The following is an 11,830-nucleotide window of genomic DNA, read 5'->3' on the forward strand; positions in this document are numbered from 1 at the left end:
GTCGTCGCGCCGGCCCTGCTACCATCCGGCGCGCCATTCTTTTCTTTGCCTGACATCTGGTATCGCATGACTACTCGTATCCTGACCGGCATCACTCCTACCGGCACTCCGCACCTGGGCAACTACGCCGGCGCCATCCGCCCGGCGATCCTCGCCAGCCGTCGGAGCGACGTGGATTCGTTCTACTTCCTGGCGGACTACCACGCCTTGATCAAGTGCGACGATCCCGCTCGTATCCAGCGCTCGCGCCTGGAAATCGCCGCGACCTGGCTGGCCGGCGGCCTGGACGTCGAGCGTGCGACCTTCTACCGGCAGTCGGACATCCCCGAGATTCCCGAGCTGACCTGGTTGCTCACCTGCGTCAGTGCCAAGGGTCTGCTCAACCGCGCGCATGCCTACAAGGCCGCGGTGGACCGCAATGTCGAGGCCGGCGAAGACCCGGACGCCGGCGTGACCATGGGCCTCTACAGCTATCCGGTGCTGATGGCCGCGGACATCCTGATGTTCAACGCGCACAAGATCCCGGTCGGCCGCGACCAGGTGCAGCACGTGGAGATGGCCCGCGACATCGGCCAGCGTTTCAACCACCTGTTCGGCAACGGCCGCGAGTTCTTCGTCCTGCCCGAAGCGGTGATCGAGGAAAACGTCGCCACCCTGCCGGGCCTGGACGGACGCAAGATGTCCAAGAGCTACGACAACACCATCCCGCTGTTCAGCCCGTCCAGGCAGCTCAAGGACGCCATCGCACGCATCGTCACCGACTCGCGCGCGCCGGGTGAGCCGAAGGACCCGGACAGTTCGCACCTGTTCCTTCTTTACTCGGCCTTCGCCAGCGCCGAACAGGTCGCCGCGTTCCGCCAGGAACTGCTCGACGGCCTGGCCTGGGGCGAAGCCAAGCAGCGCCTGTTCCAGTTGCTCGACAACGAACTGGGCGAGGCTCGCGAGCGTTACCAGGCGCTGATCGCCAAGCCCGACGATATCGAGGACATTCTCCTCGCCGGCGCCGCCAAGGCGCGCCGCATCGCCACCCCATTCATCGCCGAGTTGCGCGAGGCAGTCGGCCTGCGCTCCCTGCGCGAGCCGCTGAAAAGTGCCGAGAGCGGCAAGAAGAAGGCCGCCAAGGCTGCGCGCCTGGTCAGCTTCCGCGACGACGACGGCAGCTTCCGCTTCCGCCTGCTGGACGCCGCCGGCGAACAGCTACTGCTGTCCCGCGCCTTCGCCGACGGCAAGGCCGCCGGTGCGGTGAGCAAGCGCCTGCTGGCTGGCGAGACTGCCGACCTGCGGGCCGAGGGCAATGCCTTTGGCCTGTGGCTGGATGGCGAGGCGGTGGCGCAGAGCCCGGCCTTCGCCGACGCCGCCGCCCGTGACGCCGCCATCGAGCGCACCCGCGAAGCGCTGGCACCGCAGGAGTAGGCAGCCCCGGTACATCCTCGACGGATGGCCGATTGCCAAGAGACGGGGTCGTCGCTAAAGTGACGGCCCCGTTTTCGTTGCATTGCTACCGATCATGACGCCCCTCGAGCGCTACCAGGCCGATCTCCAACGCCCCGATTTCTTCCACGATGCCGCACAGGCGAATGCCGTGAAGCATCTGCAACGCCTCTACGATGACCTGGTCGCCGCCGACCACGCCAAGCCCGGCCTGTTCGGCAAGCTGCTCGGCAGGAAGTCCGGCGGGCCGGTGAAGGGCCTGTATTTCTGGGGCGGCGTCGGCCGTGGCAAGACCTACCTGGTGGACACTTTCTTCGAGTCGCTGCCGTTCGAGCAGAAGGTGCGCACGCACTTCCACCGCTTCATGAAGCGGGTGCACGAAGAACTGAAGACCCTCAAGGGCGAGAAGAACCCGCTGACCATCATCGGCAAGCGCTTCGCCGACGAGGCGCGGGTGATCTGCTTCGACGAGTTCTTCGTCTCCGACATCACCGATGCGATGATCCTCGCCACCCTGCTGGAAGAGCTGTTCAAGAACGGCGTGAGCTTGGTGGCGACCTCCAACATCGTGCCGGACGGCCTGTACAAGGATGGCCTGCAACGCGCCCGTTTCCTGCCGGCGATCGCCCTGCTCAAGGAGCATACCGAGATCGTCAACGTCGATAGCGGCGTCGACTATCGCCTGCGCGCGCTGGAGCAGGCCGAGCTGTTCCACTGGCCGCTCAGCGAACAGGTCGAGGAGGAGATGGCGCGCAGCTTCAAGGCCCTGACCCCGGACTGTGCCAAGGCCCAGCGCGACGAGGCGCTGATGATCGAGAACCGCGAGATCCGCGCGCGCCTGACCTGCGACGACGTGGCCTGGTTCGAATTCCGTGAGCTGTGCGACGGCCCGCGCAGCCAGAACGACTACATCGAACTGGCGAAGATTTTCCACGCCGTGCTGATCTCCAACGTCGAGCAGATGGGCGTCGCCAAGGACGACATGGCGCGGCGTTTCATCAACCTGGTGGATGAGTTCTACGACCGCAGCGTCAAGCTGATCATCTCCGCCGAGGTCGAGCTAAAGGATCTCTACAGCGGCGGCCGGCTGGAGTTCGAATTCCAGCGCACCCTCAGTCGTCTGCTGGAAATGCAGTCCCACGAATACCTGACGCGTCCGCACCGGCCCTGATCCGGGGCGGAAACGAGAAAGGGGTTGCCGATGGCCACCCCTTTTTTCATGGGCGCGCGGCGTTTCAGCGCTGCGCGGTGTTCTGCTCGAAGCCGGCGAGGAGCTTCTTCGCATGGGCCACTTCGAGGGCTTCCATGGCGTTGATCGGCTTGATCGCCACGGCCTGCTTCAGTTGGGCGATGGCCTTCTCCCGCTCGTTGTCGCCGTATACGTAGGTCAGCGCGTTGGCGTACTCGTAGTGGCCGATCGGCAGGTCGTTGGCCTGGCGGAAGGAGCGGGCGAAGTACTGCTCCATCTTGTCGGCGCTGACCCCGTAGGTCATCTTGCCGACCAGCTTGCCGACCTTGCGGATCACTCCCGCCTCGTAGCCGCCGTAGAGCGCCAGGGCGAACGGCTGGTTGGGTTGCCTGGCCAGGAGAGCGTCCAGTTCCTTGGGTATTTCGCTGGTATAGCCGCGCTTGAGCACTACCGGTACCGATAGCTCCTCGGCCAGGCGCGCCTTGGCGTAGACGCTGCCGAACTGGGCGACGATATCGGCCTTGACCAGCGGGCCGGCCTGTTCGGTGTAGTCGATGACTTCTTCGAGCAGGCGCTGTTTCTCCGCCTGGTCGGGAGCCAGGAACATGGCGTAGAGCACCTGGGCGAACATCGCCGGTACCTGGCCGCCGACTCCCAGGGCCAGTCCCTGCTCCTTGGCCTTGGCGTAGTCGCCGCGGAACAGCAGGCGCCAGACATCCTGCAGTCGTGCCGCATATTGCGCGGCCTCTTCCGGCTTGCCGGTGAAGCCGGTGCCGGCCTTCACGGTCTTTTCCAGGGCATCCGGATGGGCGGTCGCCATGTTCACCACCCAGTCGGCGTCCGGATAGGGATAGTCGCCGAAGCCGCGGGTCAGGCGCGGCCAGGCTTCCTTCAACTTGTCGCCTGGATAGTCATAGGCGCTCTGGTCGTAGGGGAAGGCTTTCCAGTTGTCGGCGGCCATAGCATTCATACCGAAGAGGGCCAGGAAGGCGAGCAGATAAAGGCGCATGGCAAAGGTCCGTTCTTGTCGTTGTTCGGAACGCCCGCGTCTGCGGCGGGCCTGCGGATTCATGAGAACCCGCGAAGGCCGACCTGGCTACCTATCCTAGGTTCTGTAGGAAAAGCGCCGGCGCCGATGCCGTTCGGGCAGGCCCGGCGAAGTCCGGCTCAGCTTTCCTTCTGCATGAACTGGCGACGGTAATGGTGGGGAGAGAGTTCGGTGTGCTGGCGGAACAGGCGGGCGAAGAAGCTGGCGTCGTCGTAGCCGACCTCGTAGCTGATCGTCTTGATGCTCTTGCGCGTGCTCGAGAGCATGCCCTTGGCGGTCTCGATCCGCAGTCGCTGCAGATAGTGCAGCGGCTTGTCGCCGGTAGCGGCCTGGAAGCGCCGCATGAAGTTGCGGATGCTCATGCCGTGGTCGCGGGCGACGTCCTCGAAACGGAACTTGTCGGCGAAGTGGTCTTCCAGCCATTGCTGGATCTGCAGGATCGTCGGGTCATGGTGCAGCTTCTGTCCGCCGAAGCCGATGCGCCCTGGGGTGTAGCTGCGCTGTACTTCGTAGAGGGTATCCCGGGCCACCGCCTGGGCCACCGATCCGCCGCAGAAACGCTCGATCAGATAGATGTAGAGGTCGCAGGCGGAGGTGACGCCGCTGGCGCAGAACAGGTCGTCGGCATCGGTCAGGTGCTTCTCCTGATTGAGCAGCACGTTCGGGAAGCGTTCGGCGAATTCTCGATAGAAGCGCCAGTAGGTGGTCGCTTCCTTGCCATCCAGCAGACCTGCCTGGGCCAGCCAGAAGACCCCGGTCGCCTCACCGCAGAGGGCGGTTCCCTCGGCATGGCTGCGGCGCAACCAGGGAACGATTTGCGGATAGCGCCGTTCGAGCGCGTCGAAATCGCCCCAGAAGGCGGGCAGGACCACGATATCGCAGGCGGCGAGGGGACCGTCGACGGCGATGCTGTCGCCGCTGAAGCTGCGTACCGGCTGGCCGTCGGGGCTGAGGATGCGGGTGCGGAAGGCCGGCTGGAGACCGAGGCCCTGCTGCTTGCCGTGGCGCAGGCTGGCCATGTGGAAGAAGTCCTTGGCCTGCATCAGGGTCGAGGCGAAGACGCCGTCGATGGCGACGATGCCGACATGTTTCAGCACCGGAGCGGATTGAGCGCGCATGGATTTTTATCGTTGTTGTGAGTAAGGGAAAGCGGTCAAAAGGCGGCTGGATCGTCTTATTTTTTGGCGCAACTGTCCAGTGCGTCGGTCAGGGCATTTCCCTACAGTCGAAGACCTGCCGCGTGCAGCCAACCCGATCCCAGACCGTTTCCAGGTGACCACGATGATACCGAGAACCCTGTTCAGCTCCGACCACGAACTGTTTCGCGACAGCGTGCGCAAGTTCCTCGAACAGGAAGCCGTGCCTTTCCATCACCAATGGGAAAAGGATGGGCATGTCGACCGCGCGCTCTGGAACAAGGCCGGCGAGGCCGGAATGCTCTGTTCGCACCTGCCGGAAGAGTATGGCGGGATGGGCGCGGACTTCCTCTACAGCGCCGTGGTCATCGAAGAGATCGGTCGGGCCGGCCTGACCGGGATCGGTTTCTCCCTGCATTCGGACATCGCTGCGCCCTACATCCTCCACTACGGCAGCGAGGCGCTGAAGCGCAAGTACCTGCCGAAGCTGGTATCCGGCGAGATGGTCGCGGCCATCGCCATGACCGAGCCGGGGGCCGGTTCCGACCTGCAAGGGGTGAAGACCACTGCGGTACTGGATGGCGACGAGTACGTCATCAATGGCTCGAAGACCTTCATCACCAACGGCTTCCTCGCCGACCTGGTGATCGTGGTGGCGAAGACCGATCCGAAGGCTGGCGCCAAGGGCATAAGCCTGTTCGTGGTCGAGGCGGGTACGCCGGGCTTCAGCAAGGGCAAGCGCCTGGAGAAGGTCGGGATGAAGGCCCAGGACACCTCCGAGCTGTTCTTCCAGGATGTGCGGATTCCCCGGGAGAACCTGCTCGGCAAGGACGGCCAGGGATTCATCTACCTGATGCAGGAGCTGCCGCAGGAGCGCCTGACCGTCGGTATCGGCGCGCTGGCGTCGGCCGAGGCGGCCCTGCAATGGACGCTCGACTACACTCGCGAGCGCAAGGCGTTCGGCAAGTCGGTGGCGGACTTCCAGAATACCCGCTTCAAGCTTGCCGAGATGGCTACCGAGATCCAGGTCGGCCGGGTCTTCGTCGATCGCTGCATGGAGCAGCATCTCCAGGGCAAGCTGGACGTACCCACCGCCGCCATGTGCAAGTACTGGACGACGGACCTGCAATGCAAGGTGCTCGACGAATGCGTGCAGTTGCACGGCGGCTACGGCTTCATGTGGGAATATCCGGTGGCGCGGGCCTGGGCCGATGCCCGGGTGCAGCGGATCTACGCCGGTACCAACGAGATCATGAAGGAGATCATCGCGCGGGCCCTGTGAAGCGCGCCTGGTCACCGGGAGGGGCGGACGACCGCATCGCGCGGTTGTCCGCCGAACCCGCGGCAGCGCCAGGCCCCTGGAGCCTCAGGGAGCCGGGTTCGGTTGCTCCCGGTGGATCGCATCGATACCGGCGAGCACCTCCTCGTCCAGCCTCAGGTCGATGCTGCCGAGATTGGTTTCCAGCTGTTCCAGCGAGGTCGCGCCGATGATGTTGCTGGTCACGAACGGCCGCGAGGTGACGTAGGCCAGTGCTATCTGCGCCGGTTCCATTCCATGTTCGCGGGCCAGCGCTACGTAGCGCGCGCAGGCCGCTTCCGCCTGCGGGTTGGTGTAGCGGGTGAAGCGGCTGTACAGACTGATGCGCGCGTTGGCCGGGCGGGCGCCGTCCGCGTACTTGCCGGAAAGCATGCCGAAGGCCATCGGCGAGTAGGCCAGCAGGCCGCACTGCTCGCGGATGGCGATTTCCGCCAGGCCCACCTCGAAGCTGCGGTTGAGCAGGTTGTAGGGGTTCTGGATCGATACCGCGCGCGGCCAGCCGCGCTCCTCGGCGAGCCTGAGGAAGGTCATGGTGCCCCAGGGCGTCTCGTTGGACAGGCCGATGTGGCGGATCTTGCCGGCGCGCACCTGCTCGTCGAGCACTTCCAGGGTTTCCTCCAGCGGTGTGAAGCTCTCTTCCTGGTGCTGGTAGCCGAGCTGGCCGAAGAAGTTGGTCCGCCGCTCCGGCCAGTGCAACTGGTAGAGGTCCAGCCAGTCTGTCTGCAGGCGCTCCAGGCTGGCATCGAGGGCGGCGACGATGTGCTGGCGGTTGAACTTGAGGTTGCCGTCGCGCACATGGCTGATGCCGTTGCCGGGGCCGGCGATCTTGCTGGCGAGGATCCAGTCGGCGCGGTCGCTGCTGCGGCGGAACCAGTTGCCGATGATGCGCTCGGTGCTGGCGTAGGTCTCGGCGCGGGGCGGCACCGGATACATTTCGGCGGTATCCATGAAATTGATCCCGGCGGCCTTGGCCCTGGCGATCTGGGCGAAGGCGTCCTGCTCGCTGTTCTGCTCGCCCCAGGTCATGGTGCCGAGGCAGAGGGCGCTGACTTTCAGATCGGTGCGGCCGAGCGGGCGATACTCCATGCGGGTGTCCTCGTGAAATTAAGTGGTTAATGCGGTTGTAAATTCTGGCGAAATCTGCATAATTCCGCAGCCTTTCATCGGTGGGGGATGCCAAGCCTGCCGATCGATGTATCTAGTCGTTACGGACGCACACCGACCCGAGCCCCAATTCGTGTCTGTTTTCGGCTGTCCTTGACTTGTCAAGGCAACCACTGTCCAGTAAGATTCGCCGTCTTATTTTCAGGCGGCCCCTGAGGCTATAACGAATGAAAACCTATACCGCGAAACCGGAAACTGTACAGCGCGACTGGTTCGTCGTCGACGCTGCCGGCCAGACCCTGGGTCGTCTGGCGACCGAAATTGCCCGCCGCCTGCGTGGCAAGCACAAGCCTGAGTACACTCCGCACGTTGACACCGGTGACTACATCGTCGTCATCAACGCCGAGCAGGTGCGTGTGACCGGTGCCAAGACCACCGACAAGATGTACTACCACCACTCCGGCTTCCCGGGCGGCATCAAGTCGATCAACTTCGAGAAGCTGATCGCCAAGGCCCCTGAGCGCGTCATCGAGACCGCTGTAAAAGGCATGCTGCCGAAGAACCCTCTGGGTCGCGATATGTATCGCAAGCTGAAGGTGTACAAGGGTGCCAGCCACCCGCACACCGCTCAGCAGCCCCAAGAACTGAAGATTTAACGGGATAGCTCATTATGTCGGCGACTCAAAATTACGGCACTGGCCGTCGTAAGACCGCTACCGTTCGCGTCTTCCTGCGTCCGGGTACTGGCAAGATTTCCATCAACAACCGTGGTCTCGATCAGTTCTTCGGTCGTGAAACCGCTCGCATGGTCGTGCGTCAGCCGCTCGAGCTGACCGAGACCGTCGAGAAGTTCGACATCTTCGTTACCGTCGTTGGCGGTGGCGTAAGCGGTCAGGCCGGTGCGATCCGTCACGGCATCACCCGTGCCCTGATCGAGTACGACGAAACCCTGCGTAGCTCGTTGCGCAAGGCCGGCTACGTGACTCGCGATGCCCGTGAAGTCGAGCGTAAGAAAGTCGGTCTGCGTAAAGCGCGTAAGCGTCCGCAGTACTCCAAGCGTTAATTCGACGCTTGCTGAAAAACGCCCACCTCTTCGGAGCTGGGCGTTTTTTTATGTCTACGCTTTAACTCTGCGGCAAGGTGTCGCATGGCCGAAGGGCGCGCCCTACAAGGGTTTCGGGCGTTTTGTGTCAGGCTATTACCTTGTCATCAAAGGGGGTTTTCTTTACCATTTGGCGAATTTTTTGCGCGGCTCGAATTTTTACTTAAAGGCCTGATTAGAACAGGTCTGAAGCTGATGGGAGACGACTGAATGAGTAATGACGGCGTGAATGCAGGCCGGCGTCGCTTCCTCGTCGCGGCCACCTCTGTGGTTGGCGCGGCGGGAGCGGTGGGTGCTGCGGTCCCGTTCGTAGGGTCATGGTTCCCCAGTGCCAAAGCCAAGGCTGCTGGCGCGCCGGTGCAGGTGAACGTGGGCAAGATCGATCCAGGTCAGCAGATCATCGCTGAATGGCGCGGCAAGCCTGTATTCATCGTGCACCGCACGAAGGAGATGCTGGACGCCCTGCCGAGCCTCGAAGGACAACTGGCCGACCCGGACTCCAAGGCCTCGGAGCAGCCGGAGTACGTCGATCCCAAGCTTCGCTCGATCAAGCCGGAACTGGCGGTGATCGTCGGCATCTGCACCCACCTGGGCTGCTCGCCGACCTTCCGTCCCGAAGTCGCCCCCGCCGACCTCGGTCCGGACTGGAAGGGTGGCTACTTCTGCCCTTGCCACGGCTCCCACTACGACCTCGCCGGTCGTGTCTACAAAGGCCAGCCAGCGCCGCTGAACCTGCCGATTCCGCCTTATACGTTCGATGCTGACGACGTCATCACCATCGGCGTGGACCAGGAGAAAGCCTGATGAACAAGTTCATGGCTTGGGTCGATGCGCGTTTTCCCGCGACCAAGATGTGGGAAGACCATCTGAGCAAGTACTACGCACCGAAGAACTTCAACTTCTGGTATTTCTTCGGTTCCCTGGCGCTGCTGGTGCTGGTCAACCAGATCCTCACCGGCATCTGGCTGACCATGAGCTTCACGCCGTCGGCCGAAGAGGCGTTCGCTTCCGTCGAATACATCATGCGCGATGTCGACTACGGCTGGATCATTCGCTACATGCACTCCACCGGTGCATCGGCGTTCTTCATCGTGGTCTACCTGCACATGTTCCGCGGCCTGCTCTACGGCTCCTATCAGAAGCCGCGCGAGCTGGTGTGGATCTTCGGCATGCTGATCTACCTGGCGCTGATGGCCGAGGCCTTCATGGGCTACCTGCTGCCTTGGGGTCAGATGTCCTACTGGGGCGCCCAGGTGATCATTTCCCTGTTCGGCGCGATTCCGGTGGTCGGCGAAGACCTGGCCCAGTGGATCCGCGGTGACTTCCTGATCTCCGGCATCACCCTGAACCGCTTCTTCGCCCTGCATGTGATCGCCCTGCCGATCGTCCTGCTCGGCCTGGTCGTGCTGCACATCCTGGCGCTGCACGAAGTCGGTTCGAACAACCCGGACGGCGTTGACATCAAGAAGAAGAAGGACGAGAACGGCGTACCGCTGGACGGCATCGCGTTCCATCCGTACTACACCGTGAAGGATATCGTCGGTGTGGTGGTGTTCCTGTTCATCTTCTGCACCGTGATCTTCTTCTTCCCGGAAATGGGCGGCTACTTCCTCGAGAAGCCCAACTTCGAGATGGCCAACCAGTTCAAGACCCCCGAGCACATCGCTCCGGTCTGGTACTTCACCCCGTTCTACGCGATCCTCCGCGCGGTTCCGGACAAGCTGATGGGCGTGGTGGCGATGGGTGCGGCGATCGCCGTGCTGTTCGTCCTGCCGTGGCTGGATCGCAGCCCGGTTCGCTCGATCCGCTACAAGGGCTGGCTGAGCAAGCTGTGGCTGGTGATCTTCGCGGTGTCCTTCGTGATCCTCGGCTACTACGGCGCCCAGGCTCCGAGCCCGCTGGGTACTACCCTGTCGCGCGTTTGCACCGTCCTGTATTTCGCCTTCTTCATCCTGATGCCGTTCTACACCCGGATGGAGAAGACCAAACCGGTTCCGGAAAGGGTGACTGGCTGATGAAAAAGCAATTCGCTGCACTGATTCTGGCGGTACTGCCAGTCCTGGGTTTCGCCGCTGGCGGCCATGGGCCGCAACTGGATCATGTCGACATCGACCTGACCGACAAGGCGGCCATGCAGGATGGCGCGCGTACCTTCGCCAACTACTGCATGGGCTGCCATAGCGCCAAGTTCCAGCGTTACGAGCGTGTCGCCACCGACCTGGGCATTCCTACCGATCTGATGATGGAGAAGCTGGTGTTCACCGGCGCCAAGATCGGCGACCACATGGACATCGGCATGAAGCCGGCCGACGCCAAGACCTGGTTCGGCGCCGCTCCGCCGGACCTGACCCTGGTTGCCCGCGTACGCGGCACCGACTGGCTGTACAGCTACCTGCGCTCGTTCTACGAGGATCCCAAGCGTCCGTGGGGCGTGAACAACGTGATCTTCCCCAACGTCGGCATGCCGAACGTCCTGGCGCCCCTGCAGGGACGCCAGGTGATCGGCTGCAAGCAGGTACAGGTGGTCGAGGATGGCAAGAAGCAGTTCGATCCGTTGACCGGTACCCCGCTGACTCACGAAGCTTGTGACCAGTTGACCGTGGTGCCGAAGACCGGCGAGCTGAACGAAGCCCAGTTCGACGAGAAGGTCAAGAACCTGGTGACCTTCCTGGCCTATTCGGCCAACCCGAACAAGCTGGCCTCCGAGCGTATCGGTACCTACGTCCTGCTCTACCTGGCCTTCTTCTTCGTATTCGCCTATCTCCTCAAGCGCGAGTACTGGAAGGACGTGCACTAACCCGCACGTTGGTCTTCGAAGCGCGCGCCCTACGGGGCGCGCGCGTCTTTTCACCTCCCACAAGTCGACCTGCGAGGAGGGCTCCATGGCTTCAATCAACAAGCTGACCTGCTATTCCGACCCTGCCGATCATTACTGCCATCGCATCCGCCTGGTCCTGGCCGAGAAGAACGTGGCGGTAGAGGTGATCGATATCGAGGCGGGCCGCTGTCCGCCGATGCTGGCGGAGGTCAACCCCTACGGCAGCGTACCGACCCTGGTCGATCGCGACCTGGCGCTGTACGAGCCGACGGTGGTCATGGAATACCTCGACGAACGCTATCCGCATCCGCCGCTGCTGCCCGATTATCCGGTGAAGCGTGCCAACAGCCGCCTGTTGATCCATCGTATCCAGCGGGACTGGTGTTCCCTGGTGGACCGGATCCTGGATGCGCGCAGCAAGGAGGCCGAGCGGGTCCAGGCGCGCAAGGAGTTGCGCGAGAGCCTGACCGGGGTTTCCCCGCTGTTCGCCGACAAGGCATATTTCCTCAGCGAGGATTTCAGCCTGGTGGATTGCTGCCTGTTGCCGATCCTCTGGCGTCTGCCGTTGCTGGGCATCGAGTTGCCGCGGCAGGCCAAGCCGTTGCTCGACTACATGGAGCGCGGATTCGCCCGGGAAAGCTTCCGGGCCAGCCTGTCTTCCGTTGAACGAGATATGCGTTAAGG

Annotated in this window: 12 protein-coding genes; 9 read left to right on the plus strand and 3 right to left on the minus strand. The window is 63.1% G+C overall.

Annotation, left to right across the window (positions count from 1 at the left end):
* Positions 1-66: 66 nt before the first annotated feature.
* Both HMPREF2716_RS12905 and zapE read left to right on the plus strand, forming a co-directional pair.
* On the plus strand, positions 67-1,413 hold the full coding sequence (locus tag HMPREF2716_RS12905) for a tryptophan--tRNA ligase (protein WP_003098821.1): 1,347 nt from the start codon (positions 67-69) through the stop codon (positions 1,411-1,413).
* 94 nt (positions 1,414-1,507) lie between these two features.
* Entirely contained in the window at positions 1,508-2,602 is a 1,095-nt protein-coding gene (zapE, locus tag HMPREF2716_RS12910; RefSeq protein WP_003150430.1) for a cell division protein ZapE, read from the plus strand.
* A gap of 64 nt (positions 2,603-2,666) precedes the next feature.
* Here zapE and HMPREF2716_RS12915 read toward each other — a convergent pair whose 3' ends face one another.
* The gene (locus HMPREF2716_RS12915) at positions 2,667-3,629 is read right to left on the minus strand and encodes a hypothetical protein (protein ID WP_003116213.1); all 963 of its coding nucleotides are present in this window, start codon (positions 3,627-3,629) and stop codon (positions 2,667-2,669) included.
* A 158-nt stretch (positions 3,630-3,787) separates the two neighbouring features.
* The gene (locus tag HMPREF2716_RS12920) at positions 3,788-4,687 is read right to left on the minus strand and encodes a GlxA family transcriptional regulator (RefSeq protein ID WP_003120906.1); all 900 of its coding nucleotides are present in this window, start codon (positions 4,685-4,687) and stop codon (positions 3,788-3,790) included.
* 253 nt (positions 4,688-4,940) lie between these two features.
* On the opposite strand from HMPREF2716_RS12920, the gene HMPREF2716_RS12925 reads away from it, so the two are divergent.
* On the plus strand, positions 4,941-6,086 hold the full coding sequence (locus HMPREF2716_RS12925) for an acyl-CoA dehydrogenase family protein (RefSeq protein WP_003120905.1): 1,146 nt from the start codon (positions 4,941-4,943) through the stop codon (positions 6,084-6,086).
* An 84-nt stretch (positions 6,087-6,170) separates the two neighbouring features.
* On the opposite strand, the gene HMPREF2716_RS12930 is transcribed toward HMPREF2716_RS12925, so the two are convergent.
* Positions 6,171-7,208 carry an NADP(H)-dependent aldo-keto reductase gene (locus HMPREF2716_RS12930; RefSeq protein WP_043494738.1) on the minus strand — a complete coding sequence of 346 codons (1,038 nt, stop codon included), beginning with the start codon at positions 7,206-7,208 and terminating at the stop codon, positions 6,171-6,173.
* A gap of 245 nt (positions 7,209-7,453) precedes the next feature.
* Between HMPREF2716_RS12930 and rplM the strand changes: the two genes are divergently transcribed.
* From rplM to HMPREF2716_RS12960, 6 genes are all read left to right on the plus strand, one after another.
* Positions 7,454-7,882, plus strand: a complete 429-nt coding sequence (gene rplM, locus HMPREF2716_RS12935; RefSeq protein WP_003094164.1) for a 50S ribosomal protein L13 — start codon at positions 7,454-7,456, stop codon at positions 7,880-7,882.
* Between the two features lie 14 nt (positions 7,883-7,896).
* The gene (gene rpsI / locus HMPREF2716_RS12940; protein WP_070621908.1) at positions 7,897-8,289 is read left to right on the plus strand and encodes a 30S ribosomal protein S9; all 393 of its coding nucleotides are present in this window, start codon (positions 7,897-7,899) and stop codon (positions 8,287-8,289) included.
* A 249-nt stretch (positions 8,290-8,538) separates the two neighbouring features.
* The gene (gene petA / locus HMPREF2716_RS12945) at positions 8,539-9,132 is read left to right on the plus strand and encodes a ubiquinol-cytochrome c reductase iron-sulfur subunit (protein ID WP_003100631.1); all 594 of its coding nucleotides are present in this window, start codon (positions 8,539-8,541) and stop codon (positions 9,130-9,132) included.
* Positions 9,132-10,343 carry a cytochrome b gene (locus tag HMPREF2716_RS12950; protein ID WP_003094159.1) on the plus strand — a complete coding sequence of 404 codons (1,212 nt, stop codon included), beginning with the start codon at positions 9,132-9,134 and terminating at the stop codon, positions 10,341-10,343. The genes petA and HMPREF2716_RS12950 overlap by 1 nt, the downstream gene beginning before the upstream one ends.
* Positions 10,343-11,125, plus strand: coding sequence for a cytochrome c1 (locus HMPREF2716_RS12955; protein ID WP_003455493.1), 783 nt, complete (start codon positions 10,343-10,345; stop codon positions 11,123-11,125). Before HMPREF2716_RS12950 ends, HMPREF2716_RS12955 begins: the two co-directional genes overlap by 1 nt.
* An 85-nt stretch (positions 11,126-11,210) precedes the next feature.
* Positions 11,211-11,828, plus strand: a complete 618-nt coding sequence (locus HMPREF2716_RS12960) for a glutathione S-transferase N-terminal domain-containing protein (RefSeq protein WP_003094155.1) — start codon at positions 11,211-11,213, stop codon at positions 11,826-11,828.
* Positions 11,829-11,830: the final 2 nt, after the last annotated feature.

The organism is Pseudomonas sp. HMSC076A11 (genome assembly GCF_001810205.1).
Taxonomy (GTDB): domain Bacteria; phylum Pseudomonadota; class Gammaproteobacteria; order Pseudomonadales; family Pseudomonadaceae; genus Pseudomonas; species Pseudomonas aeruginosa.